This window comes from Xanthomarina sp. F2636L (assembly GCF_026410195.1).
GTDB lineage: Bacteria > Bacteroidota > Bacteroidia > Flavobacteriales > Flavobacteriaceae > Xanthomarina.
The window spans coordinates 544749-567490 of record NZ_JAPMLM010000068.1; the positions used below are offsets into that span (position 1 = coordinate 544749).

At 33.0% G+C, this 22742-nt stretch carries 18 protein-coding genes; 9 read left to right on the plus strand and 9 right to left on the minus strand.

What is annotated here, in order from left to right; genetic code table 11:
• Nucleotides 1-100: 100 nt before the first annotated feature.
• On the plus strand, nt 101-5209 hold the full coding sequence (locus OS191_RS09860) for a RemA C-terminal-like gliding motility protein (RefSeq protein ID WP_267155524.1): 5109 nt from the start codon (nt 101-103) through the stop codon (nt 5207-5209).
• Between the two features lie 625 nt (nt 5210-5834).
• Here the strand turns inward: OS191_RS09860 and OS191_RS09865 are convergent.
• The 3 genes from OS191_RS09865 to porZ are packed head-to-tail and all read right to left on the minus strand — an operon-like array spanning nt 5835 to nt 11339.
• Nucleotides 5835-8249, minus strand: a complete 2415-nt coding sequence (locus tag OS191_RS09865) for a TonB-dependent receptor (protein WP_267155525.1) — start codon at nt 8247-8249, stop codon at nt 5835-5837.
• A gap of 16 nt (nt 8250-8265) precedes the next feature.
• Nucleotides 8266-8988, minus strand: coding sequence for a DNA repair protein RecO (gene recO, locus OS191_RS09870; RefSeq protein ID WP_267155526.1), 723 nt, complete (start codon nt 8986-8988; stop codon nt 8266-8268).
• Complete coding sequence (gene porZ / locus OS191_RS09875) at nt 8988-11339, minus strand: type IX secretion system anionic LPS delivery protein PorZ (protein WP_267155527.1); 2352 nt, start codon at nt 11337-11339, stop codon at nt 8988-8990. The genes recO and porZ overlap by 1 nt, the downstream gene beginning before the upstream one ends.
• Nucleotides 11340-11670: 331 nt before the next feature.
• On the opposite strand from porZ, the gene OS191_RS09880 reads away from it, so the two are divergent.
• On the plus strand, nt 11671-12471 hold the full coding sequence (locus OS191_RS09880; protein ID WP_267155528.1) for a THC0290_0291 family protein: 801 nt from the start codon (nt 11671-11673) through the stop codon (nt 12469-12471).
• A 58-nt stretch (nt 12472-12529) separates the two neighbouring features.
• Here OS191_RS09880 and OS191_RS09885 read toward each other — a convergent pair whose 3' ends face one another.
• Nucleotides 12530-13669 (minus strand): cystathionine gamma-synthase, encoded by a 1140-nt coding sequence (locus OS191_RS09885; protein WP_267155529.1) that lies wholly within the window; start codon nt 13667-13669, stop codon nt 12530-12532.
• A 138-nt stretch (nt 13670-13807) separates the two neighbouring features.
• Here OS191_RS09885 and OS191_RS09890 point away from each other — a divergent pair, with 138 nt between their 5' ends.
• The gene (locus OS191_RS09890) at nt 13808-14524 is read left to right on the plus strand and encodes a DUF3298 and DUF4163 domain-containing protein (RefSeq protein WP_267155530.1); all 717 of its coding nucleotides are present in this window, start codon (nt 13808-13810) and stop codon (nt 14522-14524) included.
• Here the strand turns inward: OS191_RS09890 and OS191_RS09895 are convergent.
• Nucleotides 14519-14974, minus strand: coding sequence for a DinB family protein (locus OS191_RS09895; RefSeq protein WP_267155531.1), 456 nt, complete (start codon nt 14972-14974; stop codon nt 14519-14521). The two genes, OS191_RS09890 and OS191_RS09895, sit on opposite strands and share 6 nt — an antisense overlap.
• Before the next feature lie 108 nt (nt 14975-15082).
• Here OS191_RS09895 and OS191_RS09900 point away from each other — a divergent pair, with 108 nt between their 5' ends.
• Both OS191_RS09900 and OS191_RS09905 read left to right on the plus strand, forming a co-directional pair.
• Entirely contained in the window at nt 15083-15436 is a 354-nt protein-coding gene (locus OS191_RS09900) for an arsenate reductase family protein (protein WP_267155532.1), read from the plus strand.
• Nucleotides 15429-16325, plus strand: a complete 897-nt coding sequence (locus tag OS191_RS09905) for a DMT family transporter (RefSeq protein WP_267155533.1) — start codon at nt 15429-15431, stop codon at nt 16323-16325. The genes OS191_RS09900 and OS191_RS09905 overlap by 8 nt, the downstream gene beginning before the upstream one ends.
• On the opposite strand, the gene OS191_RS09910 is transcribed toward OS191_RS09905, so the two are convergent.
• Nucleotides 16314-16793, minus strand: a complete 480-nt coding sequence (locus tag OS191_RS09910) for an acyl-CoA thioesterase (protein WP_267155534.1) — start codon at nt 16791-16793, stop codon at nt 16314-16316. The two genes, OS191_RS09905 and OS191_RS09910, sit on opposite strands and share 12 nt — an antisense overlap.
• 116 nt (nt 16794-16909) lie before the next feature.
• Between OS191_RS09910 and OS191_RS09915 the strand changes: the two genes are divergently transcribed.
• The 4 genes from OS191_RS09915 to OS191_RS09930 all read left to right on the plus strand — a co-directional run bounded on the left by OS191_RS09915 (nt 16910) and on the right by OS191_RS09930 (nt 19962).
• Entirely contained in the window at nt 16910-17767 is an 858-nt protein-coding gene (locus tag OS191_RS09915) for a YicC/YloC family endoribonuclease (RefSeq protein ID WP_267155535.1), read from the plus strand.
• Between the two features lie 27 nt (nt 17768-17794).
• Entirely contained in the window at nt 17795-18388 is a 594-nt protein-coding gene (gene gmk / locus OS191_RS09920; protein WP_267155536.1) for a guanylate kinase, read from the plus strand.
• A 3-nt stretch (nt 18389-18391) separates the two neighbouring features.
• Complete coding sequence (gene nadD, locus OS191_RS09925; RefSeq protein ID WP_267155537.1) at nt 18392-18970, plus strand: nicotinate (nicotinamide) nucleotide adenylyltransferase; 579 nt, start codon at nt 18392-18394, stop codon at nt 18968-18970.
• Nucleotides 18971-19056: 86 nt separating this feature from the next.
• A complete protein-coding gene (locus OS191_RS09930; RefSeq protein WP_267155538.1) occupies nt 19057-19962 on the plus strand; it encodes a DMT family transporter in 906 nt (301 codons plus the stop codon).
• A gap of 89 nt (nt 19963-20051) precedes the next feature.
• Here the strand turns inward: OS191_RS09930 and OS191_RS09935 are convergent, their stop codons facing one another.
• From OS191_RS09935 to OS191_RS09945, 3 genes are all read right to left on the minus strand, one after another.
• Nucleotides 20052-20921 carry a cupin-like domain-containing protein gene (locus OS191_RS09935; RefSeq protein ID WP_267155539.1) on the minus strand — a complete coding sequence of 290 codons (870 nt, stop codon included), beginning with the start codon at nt 20919-20921 and terminating at the stop codon, nt 20052-20054.
• A 212-nt stretch (nt 20922-21133) separates the two neighbouring features.
• The gene (locus tag OS191_RS09940) at nt 21134-21547 is read right to left on the minus strand and encodes a putative signal transducing protein (protein WP_267155540.1); all 414 of its coding nucleotides are present in this window, start codon (nt 21545-21547) and stop codon (nt 21134-21136) included.
• Nucleotides 21544-22689 carry an aminotransferase class I/II-fold pyridoxal phosphate-dependent enzyme gene (locus OS191_RS09945; RefSeq protein ID WP_267155541.1) on the minus strand — a complete coding sequence of 382 codons (1146 nt, stop codon included), beginning with the start codon at nt 22687-22689 and terminating at the stop codon, nt 21544-21546. The genes OS191_RS09940 and OS191_RS09945 overlap by 4 nt, the downstream gene beginning before the upstream one ends.
• Between the last annotated feature and the right edge of the window lie 53 nt (nt 22690-22742).

The following is a 22742-nucleotide window of genomic DNA, read 5'->3' on the forward strand; positions in this document are numbered from 1 at the left end:
AATTTGTTAACAAGTAACCCGTTGTGAGCCATTGATTTATATGATAATTTGTGTTATATTTGTATGCTCCTTTTTTAATGAGCTTAATTAATTTTTCTCTATGATTAAAAAATACTCCCTCGTATTCGCGGCTTTCTTGTGCTTTGTTTTGTCTGGTTTTGGGCAGGTAACAATTTTTGATGCAGATTTCTCAAATAATGGAGATGGGTTTACAGCACATACTAGCAGTTCTCCACCTGCAACAGGACCTGCTTCTGTTGGCCCTTTTGGTACTTCACCAAATTCTTGGAATTTAAGCTATGTATCTACTCCAGCAACTGATGGCTCCGATAACACTTTTGAAGTTATTGATGGTGTATTAGAATCAGATGATTGGGGAGGCCAAGGTATTTTTCAAAGTCAAACCATTGATGTTTCAGCGATGTCATCTGTTAACATTATCGCTAATTCAGTAAATTCTGGAGCAAACGATAATAATTTTATTTATTTTTATATTTTAGATGGAGGAACAAGAGTTGAGACTAGTAATTATAGTACAATTGATGGTGATCCCTTACTTTATTCAATTCTTAATCTGGATGTAAGTTCAGCTTCCACTTTAATTGTTGGATTTGAATTTTCTGAAAACGGAGGAGGTGATGGTTATAATACATTTTCGTATGTGGTTGAAGGTACGCCAGCCTCTGGAAATATCATAACAGTAACCCAAGCCATAGGTGGCACAATCACACCAGGAACGACAAGTGTAACTACTGGTGATGACCAAGCTTTTACTGCTACGCCAGATGCTTGTTATACCTTTACCAATTGGATAGTTGATGGCAGCAATGCAGGAAGTGCCAATCCATATACATTTACCAACGTAACGACAGATCATACCATTACGGCTGTTTTTACTATTGATACTTTCAATATTACGGCTTCTGCCGGAGCAAATGGTTCAATATCACCAGCTGGTGTAACAAATATAAATTGTGGTACAGACCAAACATATACCATTACAGCTGATTCAGGTTATGCCGTAGATGATGTTTTAGTAGATGGTGTTTCAGTAGGCGCAGTAACTTCTTATGATTTTATTAATGTGACAGGAGCTCATACTATAAGTGTGTCTTTTGTGGTTTATACAGGGCCTTGTGCTAGTGAATCTTTTGTTAATGTAAACAACGACACTTCTGGAACTTATTTAACAAAAAACTGGGAAGGTGATAATGGTATATACTGGACTGCTAATGACGCTAGATCAGACGAAGATTTAAACGGAAATGAGGCCATCATGTTAAGAAATGGCTCTCTAACCAACGACACTTCATTCTCAGGTGGTTGTGGTGTAATAACTTTTGATTATGCACGTGTTTTTAGCAACAATTCAACATTACAAGTTTATATTAATGGCATCCAATATGGTGGAGATATTGCTGTTACTTCAACTACGTCTACTACTTTTACGGCAACTATTAATGTTCCAGGACCAATAGACGTAGAATTGAGCAATAGTGGCAACCGTACTTTAATTAATAATTTATCTTGGACTTGTTATACGGGAACTCCAAACCCAGAACTACAACTAGTAGATGATCTAGGTAGCGACCAAAACTGCGGTTACACCATAGACTTTGGAACTCTTGGAAGCAACTTTGGCACTACAGATCTTACTTTTGACATAGAAAACTTTGGTACGGTAGATTTAGATATCAGCTCTTTTGGTATAGCAGGTGCAAATCCTGGAGATTTTTCAATAATTTCTCCTGCCGCACCGTTTACAGTAATACCAGGTGCTAGCCAAACCGTTACCGTACAATTTGCACCTACTGGAAATGGTACTAGAACAGCAGAGCTTACCATAAACAATAATGATGTGGATGAAAGCGCATGTACTGTTAACCTTACAGGTGAAGGTGTTACGCCAACTCCAGAGATTCGCGTTGAAACCAACTCTGGAAATAATATTCCAGATGGTGCAGGAATTGCTCCTGCATATAACAACACCTTTGCTGCCACAATAGAAGGACAAACCTCTGCTTCAAAAACCTACTTAATTGTGAATTTAGGTACTGGAGCTTTAGACTTAAGCAGTATAACTGTATCTACTACAGAGTTTGTAATTACAAGTAATCCAGCTCCAATAAGCTTGGCACCTGGAGATTCTGCACCGGTTTTGATTGCGTTTAGCCCTTCTACTCCTGGCGTAAAAAATGCTACTGTAACTATTAATAATAATGACAGTGATGAAAACCCATTTACCTTTGCGGTTAGAGGAACTGGTATTTGTGGTTCTAGCAGCATGACTTCAACACCAGGTTCTGGACCCGTTGGTACAGTAATTACTTTAACAGATTTAAGTGAAGATATTAGTACTGCAACAGTAACTTTAAATGGCACGCCATTAACTGTAACTGCTATTAGTAATAATGAAATTGAGGTTACTGTGCCTACAGGGGCGCAAACAGGAAATCTTATAGTAACAAATAGTTTTGGTTGTTCTAGCTCGTTTCCTTTTAGTGTTATTGATAGCCAAATTGGTGGCTGTGAAGGCAGCGCAACCTTAGCTGATATATTTATTAGTGAAATTACAGATGCCACTTTAGGGGGCCTCACTTATATAGAACTATATAACGGAACTGGTAGTGCTGTTAATCTTTCAGGATATTCTTTAGGTATTTATAGCAATGGAGAGACAACACCGTCTAATTCGATTAATTTAACTGGTAGTATTGCTCATAATACCACTTTTGTTGCAGCCATAGGAGCTACAACAAACCCACAACCAAATAACAGTTGCCCGAGTAACGGTAATGGTGAATTAGCAGATATTATAAGTTATGTAGGTGGTATTAATAAAAAGAATAATGAACATGATGCTATTCGTTTATTAAAAGCATCTGGAACTGTAGTTGTAGACGAATTTGGTGTGCATGAAAGCAGTAACTGGATGGATAGTTTACATACTACAATATCTGGAGATAGAGGATTTAACTTTAGAAGATTGAATACTGCAAGCCCTTTACCAAATAACAACTTTGATGACAATGATTGGTTAATTATAGATTGGGCAGGTTCTGGAGCTAGTTCTTGTGGCACCAATGATTATTCCGACATTGGAATTTATGATTTTTCCACAGGAGTTCCTCCTTCATTAACCATACAGCCAAGCTTACCATCTAGCAGTTGCGACCTTACAGCAACCATTAGCGTAACGGCTACAGAAGGATTTCCTGGTGGAAATCCATTAGCATACCAATGGTATTATAGTGCTCCTGGAGATACAGGATGGACAGTTGTAACCAATGGTGCAATATATACAGGTGCTACAACAGATACTTTAAACATTTTAGATGCTTTAAACCTAAATGATTTTCAATATTACTGTGAAGTCAGGGAAAATACTGCTACTTGTTATACTGCAAGTAATGCTGTACGCCTTCATACTGCTAGAACTATTTGGGATGGCACAGACTGGACTAATTCTACGCCTCCAGATATTAATACTGTAGCGATTCTAAGGGGTGATTATACCACTGGCTTGGACGGCAGTTTTAGTGCCTGTCAATTAATAATAGATCCTACCTATGAGTTAACTATTTCTAATAATACTTATGTGGAGGTTGAAAACAATATTGATGTTGCAGGTGAAATATACGTAGATGCAAGTGGCTCCCTTGTTCAAATTAATGATTTGGGTACAATAACCCTAGCTAACGCTTCTGCTGTAAACACCTTATCTAAATATACACACCCACTTCAAAACTGGTATGACTACACTTACTGGAGTTCTCCTCTAGAAGATGCTCAAATAGAAAATGCCTTATCTGATTCTAAAAGTAATAGACGTTTTATTTATCGTGCCAATTTATTTAATGATTTATTAATTGAAAATGCTAATGATGGCACTTTTACTACTGGTCAGGATGATATAGACGATGATGGTAATGATTGGTTCAATCAACCTACTGGATCTATGATTCCAGGAGTTGGATATGCTGCAACACATAATAACGTTGGATTTAATTCAGGGCAATCTTATCAATATATATTTGAAGGTAATTTGGCCTCAGGTGGCGCATTTAATAATGGACCTATAAACGTAGATATTTATAACGACCAAGCTGTGCCTTATAAAAACTGGAATTTAATTGGTAACCCATATCCTTCGGCTATTAGCGCACAAGAGTTTTTTACTCATACATCCTCATTTTTAGAAGGGGTTATTTATTTCTGGTCACACTATACCAATCCAGATCCTGATGCTCCTGGTAATCAATACTTAAATTTCTCACAAGACGATTATGCTATGCTTAATTTAGTGGGAGGTGTTGCCACAGGGCATAGCCCAATAAGTGGACCTTCTAGAATTCCAAACGGTTACATTGCTTCTGGACAAAGCTTTTTTGTTATTGCCAACAAATCATATACAGGAAGCTCCGGTTTTACTAGTCAACCAGTTTTTAATAATGCTATGCGTGTTACTGACAATAATGACCAGTTTTTTAGAACTAGTGCTTACGAAAATAAAATATGGGTAAACCTATCTTCAGACAACGGCGCTTTTAATCAAGTGCTTATAGGTTACGTACAAGGAGCTACAGATGGTGTTGACGGTATGCATTTTGATGCTGAAAGAAATTTATCATCTGGTGCAAATGCTGTTTTATATTCATTGATTTTAGATTCTAATAAAAAGTTTGCTATTCAAGCAAAAGAACCTAATAGCTTAACTTTAGAAGAAATTATTCCTTTAGGTTTTTACACATCTATAGATGAAGCAACGCTTTATAAATTATCCGTTCAGCAATTAGAAGGTGACTTCATGACCGAAAATACCGTTTACCTAAAAGATAAATTACTGAATATAATACATGATTTAAGTGCTAACGATTACTCTTTCACTTCAGAAACCGGAGAGTTTAACGACCGTTTTGAAATTGTTTTTAGAGATTCGTTCTTATCTATTCATGACCAAGAACTTTCTGCCAATAACATCACGATTATAGAGCTTCAAAATGGTGATGTACAATTTAAAGTACCTAATGCCTACGAGATAAGGTCTGTTGACATTATCGATCTTTTAGGACGAACTATATATAGATTAAAAGGAAATAGTTCTACTGAAACTTACAACCTTTCTAACTTAAGTCAAGCTACTTATATTGCTAAGATTAGCTTATCTAACGGACAAGTGATAAGTAAAAAGGCTGTGAAACGGAAATAGGGTTTGTTGTTTAGTTCTCTGAAACTACAGATGAACAAGTGTTGCATGAATGCGATTAGCTAAATGAGGTTTCGATAGTCTATTCTTTATGAAATAATAGAGTATACGATGTTGATTTAGGCACTTCGACAAGCTCAGTGTGACACATATTAGAAAAGCTCCGTGTGACAAATTAAGGCTGACGGCCTAGTGATAAATAAATGCAGGCAAGATTTTGTGACATATCACGTTTTAAACTAATAAAAAAGCCTCTATAATAATATGGTAGAGACTTTTTTATTAGTTTAATTAGATATCTATAAACAGGCCTGTACTAAATAATCTTTTTATACATTCAAAAAATTACTGGTCTTTTCTTTTTTGCATTGCCCAAAAAAGAAACAAACCTGCCGGCAGGCAGGAAAGTCTAGGCTTACGAACACTTATCTAAATTTATCATTCAACGTCTAAATTTTAGAAACTCGCTTGACAAATATTGCTTGATTCAAAATTTGGCTTGCTCAAACAGACTAAAATTTCACGACGTTTTCATGTCAAATTTTACGCTAAATCTTCGATAGGCCAATAATGAGAATGCTTATAAACAACTCATATAAAATAAAAAATCCTTTAGGATGCTTCTGATCTATAAATTATAGATTAAAGACACTATTAAATTTCTTCCCGGAGAAGCAATTCCAGACGAATAGGTTTTATAACGTTGGTCTGTAATATTCTCTAAACTAGCTACTATAGTTGCCGACTTGGTAATTTGATATTGAGTTCTTAAATTTAAGGTGGACCAAGATGGCGAATATGGATTTCCATTATCGTCTAAGGCATACATATAGTCTTTATCCTGCTCTGAAGGTGCTAATTGATAAAAAGACATTTCACTATTGTATTCGGCAAAGGCATCTACAAGAAACTTATTTTTTTCCCAAATTAAATGGGTGTTCCCAAAGTTAGGAGCGACATGTCTGATAGGAATTTCTTCTCCATTTTCATCTTCTTTTCCTCCAGTAACACTATATTGAGATACTAATTTTAATTGCTTAGAAAGGTTTAAACGCACTCCAGCTTCAAAACCATAAATCTTAGCATCTGAGGCATTTTGAATGGCTTGCACGTTGCTTAATTCGCCATCGTACATAATTTCTGTTTCTCCATTAAGACTGTAATCTTGTCTTACTAAAGCATCATCTAAATAGGTATAATAAGTTGCTAAATCGACAATGACCACATTATCAAAATTTAGAGTTAAACCTAACTCTCCTCCATAGGCATATTCTGATTTTAAATCTGGATTAGGAACAACCACCGAACCTGGCTCGGAATCGAACACCTTACCAATATCGTCTATATTTGGCGCTCTAAATGCTGTGGATACATTAAATCGCCATTGAATAACGTCATTAGGCAACCAACTAATTCCTGCAGAACCTGTTAAGGCTCCAAAATTTAAATTGGTTTCAGCAAAAGGTAAGTTAAGATATTGATTGTTTTCAGTAAAGTCTGCATGCATTAAAATATAATTGTAACGCAAACCAGATTGTAATACAAATGTCTCACTAGGCTTAAATTTGACATTTGTGTAAGCAGCCATAGATTGCCAAGTAGAACCATTTGGATATCTTGAAACGGTTGGTTCCGTATTATTTGTTTCTGTGTTTAAGGCTTCCCCTGTAGATTTTACTTTATTATAGACATATTCTACTCCATAAAATAAGTCTGTTTTTGGAGATAATAATTTTTCAAAATCGGCATTAAAAGAATAAGCATCCACGGCTTCTTCTCTAATATCTTTAATCACTTTTTGGTAGTCTCTATCGTTTCTACTTTCTTTAAAGTTTTGATATGCCAAGGTGGTTTGTACTTTGTCGTACAAATTTGAACTGCTACTTACTTTTGTCATTTGTAGATTTCCCATAAACCACTCTTGTGGTCCATAATACCATTCGGCAGAGCGTAACTCATCTCCACGATATCTTATAAGTCTGTCGTATCTCGAGTAATCTGATGTTGTAGAATAAACCAAGCCTAAGTCAAAACTTAAATTGTCCTGTGGTTCAAACCGTACTTTTTGCATGAAGTTTACTTGGTTGTAACCAGTAGGTACCTGTATTTTAGGATTATCGTTTATAACGGTTTGGTCTACCCCGCTTTCAGTAATAACATATTCTGGTCTTAAATAATCATCAGGACCACGACTTCCCATTCGCAGATTATCGAAATCTGAATAGGTAAAACTGGTTAAAAACGCCCATTTTTTCAATCCGAAATTTAAATCTAAATGCCCCGTTTTTTCTTCATTTGCAGTCGCATATCTCGCTACGGCATTGGCTTTGAAATACATAGTATCTGAATAGGATAATTGGGCTTTTTTGGTATAAAAACTCATCACGCCACCAATAGCATCACTTCCGTAAACTACAGAACCTGCACCTAAAGTTATTTCGGTGTTTTGTATGGTAAAAGGATCGATAGAGATAACATTTTGAAGGTTTCCACTTCTGAAAATAGCGTTATTCATTCTTACTCCATCGACTGTAAGTAATAACCTGTTGGTTGAGAATCCTCTAATCATAGGACTTCCTCCACCAAGTTGGCTTTTTTGAATAAACACATTTCCAGAGCTCTCTAGTAAATCGGCACTAGTTTGTGGGTTTGAGATTTGAATTTCTCTGGCATCGATACCAATAATTTTTTGAGGAATATCTCTTTTGCTTTGCTCGAATTTTGAAGCTGAAATAACCACTTCATCTAAACCTTCAATTTTTGGTTCTAATAAAACGGTATGATTGTTAGCTATAATGGCAGATTTGGTTGTGGTTAATTTAACATGTAGAAAATCTTCGAAATAGATTTTTTCGGAATCTGAAAAAGAGCTTAAAGAGGCCATCCCATCAAAATTGGTAATAACTATGATGGTCTTTGCCTGGTTATAAATACTAACTCCTGGGATAGGAAGTCTAGACTCGCTTTCTAGCACTCTAATTTCCTGGGCTTGAATGGACATAGCAAAGCAAAGCCATAGGCCTAAGGTGAAAAATAATCTCATGTTGGTTAATTAAAAATTATGAATTAAATACTTGATTAAAAATTTGCAAAGATTGAGGTTTTTTAAACCCTTCCAAATGCAATTCAAAATATAAAAGCATCATTTTTAAAAATGATTGCCTTTGATTTGAGTTGATTTTAATAGCGTTTAACTCATCAAAATTTGTGCCTAACAGGTCTTTTAGAAGAATTATATTTTCACCTGTAATAGTATAGATATTTGTTTTATTCTTTTCGAACCTGCCTTCCTGTAAATTAAACCAGGTTTCGTTATTCTTAGCCTGTTCTGGAAAGAACCCTAAATGTTTGGTCAGTTTTAGTAAAAAGAGCAAGTGAAAGTTAGCATATTCATTGTTGGTATCTAACCATTGGAGTGTGGTTTCCAAATAACTGAACAGAGTGTCGTTTCGCTCTTCTTCTTTTAAAGTACCTGCAAGTGTTTCGGCTAAAAAAAAAGCAATAGATCCTTTAATAACATGGGTTTGCAAACTAGCATACATATAATGTATTTTTACTTCTTTTACCTCCTGTAAAGATCTATTGTTTTTATGCAGTGTCACTAACTGCAATTGTGATAGTAATTGAAAATATGCTGTCTTCGAGTGTCCTTTTTTAGAACTTGAAACGTTTCTTAAAATATAACTTACAATACCAAACTTTTGAGTGTAACATGTAACAATTAAATCGTTATCTCTATACTTTATTTTAGATAAAACAATGGCATTAGTAGTTATTAGCATTATCTCACCACCATTAATTTTATAACTTTAGTTTCGAAAGATTCTAAATCGGATAACATTACTAGATAAACACCGGAAGCCACCGTGTTATTCCCTAAGTTTTTTCCATTCCAATAAGCAGTTCCTCCATCAATTTCTAAATTATATCCTTTATAACGCGAATTTGTATTAGATTGGGCTTCGGCTACCAAGTTACCTTCTATATCGGTAATTTTGACGTTCATATTTTCAGTGATCCCTCTTATTTTAACTTTTTTATCGGCCATATTAAAATCTGGTCGAACCGGATTTGGAAAGATAAAAGCATTCTCTAGAGTAGTTTCTGTTTGAGACCCTCCAGAACCAAAGGATACTAATCCTTTATCTGTAGCTATATATACGATTCCATTAGCTTGGTCAATAGCAACATCTACAACATCGTTAGTTGGCAAGGGCGAATTATCTTTCGTAAAATGATAAATGGTTTCTTGTCCATCTGAAGAAAAATAATATAATCCTGCACCTATAGTTGCTATCCATTTGTTGTTTGAACCATCTACCTCAATATCTGAAACATAGGTTTGAAACAAAAGTTCTTGTGGAAGACCATCGTCTAAAATAATAATGGATTGTGCCTCTATTGCTGGATCTGAAAAAAAACCTGCTGTATTATACAAGACTCTTAATCCACTGATAGTTCCTATCCAAATTTGATTTCTTTTATCTATGGCTAAAGCTGAAACAAATGCTGTAGGCATATTTTGTTCTTCGGTGTATAAGCTTCGTAAGCTAACGCCACTCCTATTATTAAAACCTATAAGACCATTTTTATATCCACCAATCCATTTGGTGCCATTCTCATCAATTTCAATATCGCTGTAACCCCATTCTCCTTCTAAGGCGTCGGGGATTAAATCGGTAAAATCAAAGCTATTCCACTGACCAGAATTTGGATCATAAGACACTAAAGGTTTTGCTACTCTTGCTGTCATGCTCCACAAAACACCGCTTTCATCAAAAGTAGAAGCACTAACTCTAATATTTTTATAATTAGGTGCCCCTGGAATTACTAATGATCTTAATGCACTATTACTTTCATCGTATAAAACAGTAGGAGAATCATTATTAACTTCAATTATCCCAGCAATGAACGAACTTATAAATACTTGCTGATTATTAAATGGGTTTACTGAAATTTTATTTAAATTTTTAGCTCCTAAAACACTATCGTATGGAACATTCACCCAAGCTTCATCAATAAGATGACTAAACCCACGTTCTCTATTAGGTGCTGGATTATACGTTAAGTTATAATCCCCGAAAGTTACCCAGAGATTGTTTGGAGTTGTTTGTACTGCAAATGAATAATTTAATAAGGGACCATCTGGGTGAAGTTCTAAAAATTCAACTGGGTTTATATACTCTGTTTTTAGAAGACCATAATCTACAGTCCCTATATAAATATAATTATCTTTCTTGGTAGCAACTGTAAATTCAGTATTATACTCTTCAGGAATAGGGATCTCTAACTCTTCTTCAAAATCACTATTATAAATATATAAAACACTATTTGTGGTTACAAAAATTTTATTTTCTATAATTCTATAATCTAAAACAGGCGAAGGAATAATTGTTACTAATTCAACTCCAGTATCGTTTACCTTAAAAACTCTCCTATCACCTCTCATAGCATAAACATAACCTTCATCTGTAGATTGAATCCCAAGGTAGTTACGATTAGACACGACATACTCCCATTCTTGAAAATCAATAAGATTTGGATTATCTATTAAGGCTCTTTTAAATCCCATGCCACTATAACAAGCTGTGTAAATATATCCATCTACTATTGTTGTTTGTTTTACTTTAACTTGTGTACCACCATCCCCGATATAATACGTATCTCCAAATTCAAGTCTGGACATATCGTAAACTGAAATACCATAATCAGTAGAGATATAAACAAACTCATTATATTCTTCAAAATAATTAATCATTTTATTACTTGGAGGAATTGTTGGTTTATCTAATATATCAACAACAGTTAAAATGTTATCATCATTATCTAATGCAATTTCAATAAGTCCATTTGAATAACCTATAATTAGCATTTCATAAGCTTCACTATAATATATAGCGGAAATTTCATCACCTGAAAGTCCATTAATAGTAGAAAGAGATTCTATTTCGTAAGAATTTATATCATAAGAAAAAACGGCATTTTCTGCAGCTACATAAATTTTTCCGTTACCTTGGCTAACATCTTTTACATTTAAATAAGAAAAATGTCCTTTCCAAAGTGCTGAATAATCTTGCGCTATTAGAACTATTGGACATAATAAAACAAATATTAAGAAGATTCTTTTATTCATACTTACCTTTAAACTTTTCAAATATATCTATATATAACGAGTTTTAGAATAAAAACATATAAATAGAATAAAAAAACATCTATTTTATTTTTCATTTAGATAAATTAAATCGTCTTGAATTATTTTGTTAATTAATCTAACAAATATAAGTTATCTTTAAAATTAAAATATTTTTTTGTTTTTTCGCAATGCATATTGAAGAATAAATTATTAGATTTAGCTTAATAAAGTTAAAAACCATCTTAATCTTGCATTTTGTCTGATTTATTTGGTGGTTTATCGAGTTTTTATATATTTGTTTATTATTATGCTCTAATTATCGAATGCTTATATGCACTATTTGAAACAGTTATCCGTATTCTTTTTCCTGCTTATTGGAATTCAGACAAGTTTTTCTCAGTTAGGATTTTCACATGAAATTGGAGCCATTGTTGGTCCAGTTCAGTTTAGATCTGATTTTGGAGTACGTAATGATGAAGGTACCAATTATGGAAACTCTGGTTTTGGAATTGGAATTATTCATTATATCAATTTTGCTTATCGAGCAGACTGTAACTGCTATTCCACAGATACTTATTTTAACGATCACTTTAAATTAAGAAGTGAAATTTCTTATAATAAAACTAAACTTGATCATCACGGAAAATGGGCCGAAGGCACCAAAGTTGATGCAGCAAGATTAAGAGGGCACACTGGAGAGGCTAATAATTTTGACATAGGGATGCAATTAGAGTACTTTCCCTTAAGCATTAGAGATTTTCAAGGTTTTTCGTACCGTTTTGCTCCATTTATAAGTTTTGGAATTCATTATACCTCATATAATCCAAAAGCCTATACTAACTTTATGGACCCAAGTACTGGAATTGTTGATGGAAACATTAATAATGCTAGTAACTTTTGGAGTGCATGGGAGCCTGGCTCTATTGATCCAGCCCCAGGTAGTACTTGGTCCTTGGTTTCAAGTGTTGGTGTAAGATATAAATTAACTAAGCTTTCTGATTTAATGTTAGATTTAAGGTTGCAATATTATGGAAGCGATTGGATAGATGGCTTAAATCATCAATTAGAATCTAACAAATATAACGATTGGCTTATTTGGTTAAATTTTGGTTATATCTATTATTTAGATTAGATTCAAAACATATAAAATATATAAACCCCAAGAAAATTCTTGGGTTTTTTTATTCTTTTTAATTGATAGCTTGGTTTAAATCTGCTATTAAGTCGTCTATATCTTCTATCCCAACACTCAATCTAATTAAAGAATCTAAAACACCTATTTTTTCACGATCTTCTTTTGGAATACTCGCATGTGTCATACTTGCTGGGTGTCCAGCTAAAGATTCTACTCCTCCTAAAGATTCAGCCAAAGTAAAAACGTTTAAATTTTCAACTATTTTAATTGCTTCTTCAAAATTATTCCCTTTAGTACTAAATGAAATCATGCCTCCATAATCTTTCATTTGTGCTTTTGCAACTGAATGATTTGGATGATTTTCAAACCCAGGCCAATATACCTTTTCGATCTTAGGGTGATTTGCTAAATATTCTGCAACAGCTCTTCCGTTTTCACAATGACGTTGCATTCTAACATGAAGTGTTTTAATACCTCTTAATACTAAAAAACTATCTTGAGGTCCACAAATAGCTCCACTAGCATTTTGAATAAAGTATAATTTATCTGCTAATTCTTTGTCTTTAACAACTAAAGCTCCTAGAACCACATCACTATGTCCACCTAAATATTTGGTAGCTGAATGCATAACAATATCTGCTCCTAAATCTAGGGGCTGTTGTAAATATGGTGTAGCAAAGGTGTTATCTACAGCTAAAAGCAAGTTGTGCTTTTTTGCAAGAAATCCACAAGCCTTAATATCTATAATATTCATCATGGGATTTGTTGGCGTTTCAACCCAAATTAGCTTGGTTTTTTTATTAATATAAGCTTCAATATTCTCAGAATCTTGCATACCTATAAAGTGAAATTTAATACCAAATTTCTTATAAATTGAAGTGAATAATCTATAAGAACCACCATATAAATCACTAGTCGAGATTACTTCATCTCCTGGTTGTAATAGTTTTAAAATAGCATCAATTGCAGCCAAGCCAGAACCAAATGCCAAACCAAAATGTCCGTTTTCTATACTTGCAATAGAGTTCTCCAAAGCATGTCTTGTAGGGTTGTGAGATCTTGAATACGCATATCCTTTATGTTCTCCAGGAGTTGTTTGTGCGTAAGTTGATGTTTGATAAATGGGAGGCATTACGGAACCGTAGGCTAAATCAGGTTCTTGACCTCCATGTATTGCTTTAGTGTTGAATTTCATGTGTTAGAATTTATAAAAAACCATTAGAATTTTTCTGTTTCAGAATTACCTTCAAGAATGTTTTAACAAAATTACAGTTTAATTCGGTCTATTCAAATGCAATAACTACCTTTAACATCATCTAAATTCTTTTGTGCTATGCGCTATAAAATATTTATTTATGCCATTATTATTTCTTTAATTTCACAAACTTGTAAAGAGGAAAAAACGGTAGAATTTAAAGAAATTTCCAAAACAACAAATACCAATACTCTAGTTGAAATTAACATCCCTGAGGCCTCAGGAAATGATGATATTTCTAAAGCGATTAATCACTCTATTGAGCAACATATTATTGCGTCTTTAAATGTTAAAGATGCTAATAACCATTTGCCAAAAACCATTGAAGAAAGCATTGATGTCTTTAATAACGAATACACAACGTTTAAAAATGACTTTTCTGATAGTGTTCTTTCTTGGGAAGCCCAAATTGATGGCGAAGTGATGTATCAATCGCCTGATATTATTTCCATGGCAATTACAACTTATCTTAATACTGGCGGAGCTCATGGTAATTTAAGCATCTCGTTTTTAAATTTTAATGCCCAAACAGGAAAGCAACTAAAAAATGAAGATTTACTAGAGGATCATCTAGCTTTTATAGAGATAGCTAAAACTTATTTTGACGAAGAAATAGCCGACAAAAAAGAACTATACTTTGAACCTGAAAACTTTAAACTACCTGAGAACATAGGCTTTAGTGAGGAAGGTGTTATCTTACTTTACAATACCTACGAAATAGCTCCTTACTCCTCTGGAATTACCGAAATACAGATTCCTTGGCAAGATTTACAAACTTCTTTAAATTATTTATAAAGATTTTTTTAAAGCCAAAATATACCCTAAATGAATGCCTTCATGAAAGTTATTGAAATCGATGGCTTTTTCCACATTAGTTAAAACACTTTTAGTGGTAACCGTATATTCCTTGTAATCTTTAAATAGTTTGTTATTATAATCTTCTTTTGTTTTTTCAATGGTAGAAAACAACAAGTCCTTTATAATATCTACTTCGGCTTGGGTAACATCTCTCTCCACTTTAGTTCCTTTTCGATACATTTCAACTAAATCATCCGATAAAAGCATTGGCAATCCAGACATATTATAAACCAATAATTGTTGTGTAACAATGGTGTGAGCCACATTCCAGATGATATTATTACTAAAACCTTTAGGCACTTTATTAAGTTGTTCTAAACTAAAAGTTTCTAGAAAATTTTTAAAAATGACTCTATTTTTTAATGTAATATCGAAAGCCCATTCCATATTTATAAGTTTTGCTTAAAAATAATTATTTTTCATTAAAAATGGACGTTATTTGTAGGTAGAAATTTTTTGTTTAATGTATTAAATACTCACTGTAGTGAGCATCTTATGAAAAAAATTTACTACTTAAAAACTTGTAGTACTTGTTCACGAATATTAAAAGAATGGGATTTACCTTCAGACTTTATATTACAAGACATAAAAAATGAAGAAATTACTGTAAAACAACTAGAAGAAATGAAATCTCTTGCAGGTTCTTACGAAGCTCTTTTTAGTAAACGCGCCAAGCTTTACAAAGAGATGGATTTAAAAAATCAAGTTTTAAAAGAAGCAGATTACAAGCAATATTTATTAGAACATTATACCTTTTTAAGTCGTCCCGTACTCCTATTAAACAATCAAATATTTATTGGTAATTCTAAAAAAGTAACGCAACAAGCCAAAGAAGCCATACATGGATAAAACCAGGGTTCTAGCTCTTTTTGCTGTAATTATGGTCCATGTTATTTATGGACTCACCTTTACATTTGCTAACGATGTTTTAGCAGAAGGTTATGTAAAACCTTATGGATTTCTAGTAATTCGTGTGGTAGGAGCTGCTATTTTATTTTGGATTTTTAGTTTGTTTACTCCCAAACAACACATTGAACCTAAAGATTATCTCACCATCTTTTTTGCATCGGTTTTTGGGCTTGCCTTAAACTTCTTAACCTTTTTTAAAGGTTTAGAATTTACAACTCCTATTCATGCTTCGGTAATTATGACTGTGGTTCCTATTGTAGTTCTTGTCTTGTCTGCATTCTACTTAAAAGAAAAAATATCTGGTCTAAAAATTATTGGTGTTTTACTTGGTTTTTCTGGAGCTATTGTTCTCTCAGTTTATGGAAAATCGTCACATCCAACAGATCATATTCTTTTTGGAAATCTTTTAATTTTTATAAATGCCGTGTCTTACAGTATTTATCTAATCATTATTAAAAAATTAACCAATAAATACCATCCATTTACTTTTATAAGATGGTTATTTTTATTTGGTTCAATTTTAGTTTTACCTTTTGGTTTTAGCGAATTTTCACAGGTAGAATGGACATCCTTTACCCCATATATTATGTTTTCAGTTTTGTTTGTGGTAGTTGGAGCCACCTTTGGAACCTATCTTTTAAACCCTATAGCTTTAAGGCATTTAAAAGCTTCTACTGTAAGTACTTTTTTATACATCCAACCTGTTATAGCTAGTGTTTTTGCACTATTTATGGGAAGTGACTCCATAGATTTGGTTAAGGTAATTGCAGCCATTTTAATTTTTTCTGGCGTATATTTGGTCACTAAAAAACCGAAACTATACAGTTAAATGCACAGGTTTTCTTCCAGAGGTTCTTGTATCCTCCTTAGTTAATGTTTTGTAATCTTTCGTTTTTGGAAATGTCTTTTCTTTTTCTAATAAAACTTCTGGAAGATCCGTTAATTTTCTTGTAGACAGATCAATCCAGGCACCAAACATATCGCAACTAGCTATATTTTCACCTTTATGGTTATAAAAATTGTGTTCGAATTTAAAAAACATGCCATCTTCACTTAAACCAGAAACCTCTAAACTTACTGTTATAGGCTGTCCCATAAAAGCTTCTTTAAAGTAATACATGTGCTCGTAAAAAACTACAGGTCCTAAATTATATTCTGAAAGCGTTTTCATATTAAACCCATTTTCAATTAAAAAAGCCATTCTGGTATGACTCATGAAATTGGTGTAGGCACTATTTGCCAAGTGTCTGTTAGCATCCACATCGCTCCATCTAATTTCAAACTGTTTTGTATACATCTTATATTCAATTTTAAAAAAACAAACTTACAGATTTTTATTATGCATGCATAATAAAATTACTGTTTTCTAAGCCCTTAGTTTTCCCTACCTTTGTGCAACTTTATAAAAGAGATATGATACACTCCATGACAGGTTATGGCAAATCCGTTTTGCAATTACCTAATAAAAAAATAACGATTGAAATAAAATCGCTTAATAGCAAAAACTTAGATTTAAATGCCAGAATGCCTTCTATTTATAGAGAAAAAGAGCTGTCTCTAAGAAAACTTATTGCTAACGAATTGGAGCGTGGGAAAATAGACTTTTCTATTTATGTTGAAATTACAGGAGAAGAAACCACTACTCAGTTAAACAAGACCGTTATAAACCAATACATAAAACAGCTTAAAGACATTGTAGATGGAGATGAAACCGAGCTTTTAAAAATGGCTGTTCGTTTTCCTGATGCTTTAAATACAGAGCGCGATGATATTGATGAAGATGAATGGAAAACCATTTTAAAAGAAATAAAAGTCGCTTTAAAAAACATCGTTACCTATAGGTTGGACGAAGGAAAAGTACTTGAAGTAGATTTTAAAGTTCGATTAGAAAATATTGAAACCTTATTAGATCAAGTTATTACTATGGACCCTGAGCGAATTGAAGGCGTTCGTGAACGTTTACGCAAAGGTGTTGAGGATTTAAAAGAGAAAGTAGATGAGAATAGATTTGAACAGGAATTGGTTTTTTATATAGAAAAATTCGATATCACTGAAGAAAAAGTTCGCTTGAAAAACCATTTAGACTATTTCAATTCGGCTTTAGAATCAGACGATTCTAACGGAAAAAAATTAGGATTTATTGGACAGGAAATTGGTAGAGAAATAAACACTATTGGATCTAAAAGCAATTATGCTCCTATGCAAAAACTAGTGGTTCAAATGAAAGACGAACTTGAGAAAATTAAAGAACAACTTTTAAATGTGCTTTAATTAGCGATTTATAAAAATTAAATATTTGTGACCAACAACAATCCAAACAAAGGTAAACTCATTGTCTTTTCTGCCCCTTCAGGTTCTGGAAAAACAACCATAGTAAGACACCTTTTAAAACAAGATCGTTTAAATTTAGAGTTTTCAATTTCTGCTACTTCCAGAGAAAAAAGAGGTGAAGAAATTCATGCAAAAGACTATTATTTTTTATCTGCTTCAGAGTTTAAGAGCAAAATAAAGAACGATGAGTTCTTGGAATGGGAAGAAGTTTATCGCGATAATTTTTATGGTACCTTAAAAACCGAAGTAGAACGCATTTGGGCAGAAGGAAAACACGTTATTTTCGATATTGATGTCTCTGGAGGTTTAAGAATTAAACGAAAATTTCCTAAAGAAACTTTAGCTGTTTTTGTAAAGCCTCCGAGTATTGATGAGCTTAAAATAAGATTAAAAAAACGTAAAACAGAAAGTGCCGATAAAATCAATATGCGGATTGCCAAAGCATCTGCCGAACTTGCAACAGCTCCTCTATTCGATGTGATTATTGAAAATGATAATTTAGAAAAAGCCTTAAATGAAGCTGAATCTTTAGTAGGTAACTTTATAAAAAACACGCTTTAAAAGATGAAAATAGGACTATTTTTTGGTTCTTTTAATCCCATTCATATTGGGCATTTAATTATTGCCAATCATTTAGTGGAACACAGCAATTTAGATAAAATCTGGTTTGTGGTAACGCCTCATAGTCCGTTTAAAAAGAAGAGTTCTTTACTTGATAATTATCAACGTTTGGAAATGGTTTATAGAGCCACAAAAGATTATGATAAATTGAGTCCAAGCGATATTGAATTCAAATTACCTCAACCTAATTACACCATAAACACTTTGGTGTACTTAGAAGAAAAATATCCAACTTACGAGTTTAGTTTAATTATGGGGGAAGACAATCTTAAAAGTTTTCACAAGTGGAAAAATTACGAGCTTATTTTGGAAAATCATGATATTTACACCTATCCACGTATCTCTAAAGGCAGCATTGAAACACGATTTGATGGTCACAAAAGAATACATCATGTCCAGGCACCAATCATGGAGATTTCATCTACATTTATCAGAAAATCTATAAAAGCCGATAAAAACGTGAGGCCTATGTTAACTGAAGCCGTTTGGAAATATATAGATGAAATGAGCTTTTATAGGTAATTTCACCTTAACATAACAATAGAATACCTACTCTTATCTATCTAAAAACAAGATAGCTTAATTATTCCCTATCTCATTATATACAGATGAAGCAAATCTTGCACAATAAATATATTCTTCTCCTTATAATCTCTCTTACCTGGGGCTCGTCTTTTATACTTATTAAAAAGACATTACCAGTTTTCGACCCTTATCAAATTGGGGCATTTCGAGCGGGACTTTCAGGAGTTTTTTTAGCTTTTATCGGTTTTTCTGCCATGCGTAAAATGACAAAGAAAGATATTTTTTGGATTGCTTTATCTGGATTTTTTGGAAATTTTTTAGTTGTTTTTATTTTTCCATTTGCTCAACTTGAAGTAAGTAGCTCTTTGGCAGGGATCATCAATGCATTAGACCCTATTTTCACCTTAATTTTAGGCGTGTTTCTTTTTGGAATTAGGAGTAAGTCCATTCAGTACTTTGGTGCTGTAATTGGTTTTATAGGAGCTCTAATTCTGATTTATTCCTCAGGTACAGAGAGCGGTGAGAGTCATTACTTTTATATATTATTATTAGTCATTGGATCTGCCCTTTACGCAGTTTCCGCACTCATTGTCGAAAAGAAATTGAAGCATATAAAAACAACAGAATTAACGAGTTCTATTTATACTATCTGGATGATTCCTTCACTTATAATATTAGGATTTTCTGGTTTCTTTACAAAAATTGATTACTCTCAATCAGCAACTATGGAGGCTCTAGGATCTCTAGTTTTCTTAACCGTTGTTAGTACAACTTTGGTTATGTTTCTGTTTTTTAAACTTGTCCAAGATACTTCGGCTGTTTTTGTTAGTACCGTTTCGCTTTTAATTCCAGTTATTGCAGTTTTTTGGGGGATTTTAGACGATGAAAAATTTACTTTTTGGTATGCTTTAGGGGGAACTTTAGTTCTAATAGGCGTCTATTTTATCCGTGATAAGAAAACAAAGAAACCCTTAGTGGAAACTAAATAATATATTAGTATTGAGAAAATACAAAACTCATATTAATTCATCATATTTTGAGGAATTCTAATTGAAATAGGATTTTATTGAGCTAGATTTTATTGAAAATTATTTTGTTTCGAAGTTCTTAAAACAGCCTGTTCATTTTTCCAGTCAATCCATTTTTGCCCTCTTATTCGTCTCATAATATTATCAAAATACCTCATGATAAAAATATTATAGACTGCTTTCCCTAAATTAGTAGGATTTCTTGGAATAGCTCTTAAACTCATGGAGAAACCCGTAGTTTTATATTTCATATAATGCCAATAACCTTCTGGCATATATAAAATCTCACCATGTTTTAATAATGTTTTAAACCCTTTGGCATTTTTTAAAGCTGGCCACTTTTCTAAGTCTGGATTAGAAAAATCAATATCTTCCCTAGTAATTAAAGAGTGTGGAACTTTATATAAGTATTTGTTTTGTTTTTGATCGAAGAGAATAATCTCTTTTTTACCTTGAAAATGAATATGAAAAATATTGGCTAAATCAATATCATAATGCATAAAAGTGTGAGAATTCTTTCCTCCAAAAAATAACATAGGAAGCTTTTTTAAGAGTTTTAAACCAACATTGGGGTATTTAAAATCCTGTTGAAGTTCTGGGACTTCCTTTAAAATATTCCAAAGAAAAATACGGTATTTTGTAGGTTCGCCTTTAAGTAAATCAATATACTCTCCCAAGGTCATTTTAGCGTGGGGCTGGTTAAACTCATCATCACAAGATACTGGTCTATCGTCGTAAAGCGATACCATTTTATCTCCTGCAAGCTCCTTAAAATAGTCTAAATTCCATTTATTAAATGCTGGCCAATCTGTAATATAATCTTCTATAACCACAGGTTTTTGTGGTTTAAAATAGTGTTTTATAAAATCTTCTTTAGTAATAGATTTAACACGAGGAATGTCTTGTAAATTTAATATCAATATCTAGAATTTAAGAGGTTAAAAAAGTAGCTTCTAAAGCTATCTTGAGGCTTTGGCTTCTTCTTTAGCTACTTTGTTACGTTCGTTTTTAGACTCTAGTCTTAATCAAAAATAACTTAATTTATATTTAAAAAGGTCTCAAAAAGTTTATAAAATTTCTGATGTGTTGGTTTTTTCAACTTCTTTGTAAAATCCAATAACATCATAGATTGTTATTTTAAATCGAATTCGGTTTGGCAGCTTTCACATCTATATTTATGTCTGGTATAAAAAGGAAGCGAGGAAAATAAGACTCCAAAAACAAACCATATTAACGATTTGGTATCTTTTATGGTCGAAAAAAGTTCAATTTTATCACTTTTACAGGAAGGGCAGGTTATTGAGTTTCCTTCGTCGTCTAAAGAGTATTTATTAATGGAATTTAAAATTTCTATAGCTTCTTCACTTTGACTAGAAAGTACTTTTAACTTAACCCCTCCAATGGCATTACTTATTAGTGGATCTGTATCTATAGTTAAATTATCTGAAAGAAAAACTTCTATTCCGTCTGCTTCCAAACGACCTTTTATAATCTGAGCTTCGGAAGAATACTGAAATTTAGCAATGGTTTTAAAAGTATCTTTCATATATCTATAAGGGTCGCCAATAATTGAACAACATCTTTTATTTCAGTTTCCGAATTAAAACTGTGTAAGCAAAAACGCAGACGTTCTTGACCTTCAGTAACAGTAGGAGAAAAAATAGGATTTACATTATAGCCTTTTTTTAAAAGCTGATTGGAAACACCTTTTACATTTTCATTTCCAAGAACAAGACAGGATTGAATGGCTGAATCGCTTTCAATAAAATAGGGTTTTAGCTTGTTTTTAAAGACCTCTTTTTTAAATAAAGCGATGTTTTCATGTAATTTTGAAATTTCATGTGTTTTGGGTAATTCAATATACACAGACTTTAAAGTCATTAAAGTATGCGGTGGAAGTGCTGTTGTATAAATAAATGATCGTGCAAAATTAATTAAATATTGGCTTAGCTCGTTGCTTCCTAAAATAGCTGAACCATGACTTCCTAAAGCTTTTCCAAAGGTGATTATTCTTGCAAAAACCTTGTTTTCCAATTCGAGTTCCTGGAGCAAACCAACTCCGCTATTTCCATAAACTCCAATAGCATGAGCCTCGTCCACAATTAAATAAAAATGATACTTGTTGCTAAGAGCAACTAATTGTTTTAAATCCGGGGAATTTCCGTCCATAGAAAACACAGATTCAGTAACCACATATATCTCTGAGTTGGGGAAGTTTTTATTATATCTCTCCAGCTTATTTTTTAAATCGTCTAAATTATTATGTCCAAATTTATAAGCTTTTGCATGGCTCATAATAATACCATCTCTTATGGAAGCGTGAATATACTCGTCGAACAAAATAATGTCTCCCCGCTGAGGCACAGAGGAGAACAGGCCTAAATTGGCATCGTAACCCGAATTAAAAATTAGGGCAGATTCCGAATGATGAAACTCGCACAATGTCTCTTCAACTTCTTGATACAACTGATAGTTTCCAGATAACAATCTAGAACCTGTAGCCCCATTTCTAGACAAACTGTAGTTTTCTAAATAATGATGGGTCATATCAAAAATTTCTTTTGACCTTGAAAATCCCAAATAATCGTGAGACGAAAAATCTATCAGATTATGCTCAATGCACAATTCGCGTAAAGTATTTTTAGCTTTTCGCTGATTTATTTTTTCTTGAAGTTTTTTAGGAATCATATAGTCAAATATACAAAAGTGCTATAAGCAGTTCTAGTTTTAGAAGTAAAAAA

Coding starts and splice junctions, on each gene's coding strand:
- OS191_RS09860 (WP_267155524.1), top strand. CDS start 101: ATGATTAAAAAATACTCCCTCGTATTCGCGGCTTTCTTGTGCTTTGTT.
- OS191_RS09865 (WP_267155525.1), bottom strand. CDS start 8,249: ATGAGATTATTTTTCACCTTAGGCCTATGGCTTTGCTTTGCTATGTCC.
- recO (WP_267155526.1), bottom strand. CDS start 8,988: ATGCTAATAACTACTAATGCCATTGTTTTATCTAAAATAAAGTATAGA.
- porZ (WP_267155527.1), bottom strand. CDS start 11,339: ATGAATAAAAGAATCTTCTTAATATTTGTTTTATTATGTCCAATAGTT.
- OS191_RS09880 (WP_267155528.1), top strand. CDS start 11,671: ATGCACTATTTGAAACAGTTATCCGTATTCTTTTTCCTGCTTATTGGA.
- OS191_RS09885 (WP_267155529.1), bottom strand. CDS start 13,669: ATGAAATTCAACACTAAAGCAATACATGGAGGTCAAGAACCTGATTTA.
- OS191_RS09890 (WP_267155530.1), top strand. CDS start 13,808: ATGCGCTATAAAATATTTATTTATGCCATTATTATTTCTTTAATTTCA.
- OS191_RS09895 (WP_267155531.1), bottom strand. CDS start 14,974: ATGGAATGGGCTTTCGATATTACATTAAAAAATAGAGTCATTTTTAAA.
- OS191_RS09900 (WP_267155532.1), top strand. CDS start 15,083: ATGAAAAAAATTTACTACTTAAAAACTTGTAGTACTTGTTCACGAATA.
- OS191_RS09905 (WP_267155533.1), top strand. CDS start 15,429: ATGGATAAAACCAGGGTTCTAGCTCTTTTTGCTGTAATTATGGTCCAT.
- OS191_RS09910 (WP_267155534.1), bottom strand. CDS start 16,793: ATGTATACAAAACAGTTTGAAATTAGATGGAGCGATGTGGATGCTAAC.
- OS191_RS09915 (WP_267155535.1), top strand. CDS start 16,910: ATGATACACTCCATGACAGGTTATGGCAAATCCGTTTTGCAATTACCT.
- nadD (WP_267155537.1), top strand. CDS start 18,392: ATGAAAATAGGACTATTTTTTGGTTCTTTTAATCCCATTCATATTGGG.
- OS191_RS09930 (WP_267155538.1), top strand. CDS start 19,057: ATGAAGCAAATCTTGCACAATAAATATATTCTTCTCCTTATAATCTCT.
- OS191_RS09940 (WP_267155540.1), bottom strand. CDS start 21,547: ATGAAAGATACTTTTAAAACCATTGCTAAATTTCAGTATTCTTCCGAA.
- OS191_RS09945 (WP_267155541.1), bottom strand. CDS start 22,689: ATGATTCCTAAAAAACTTCAAGAAAAAATAAATCAGCGAAAAGCTAAA.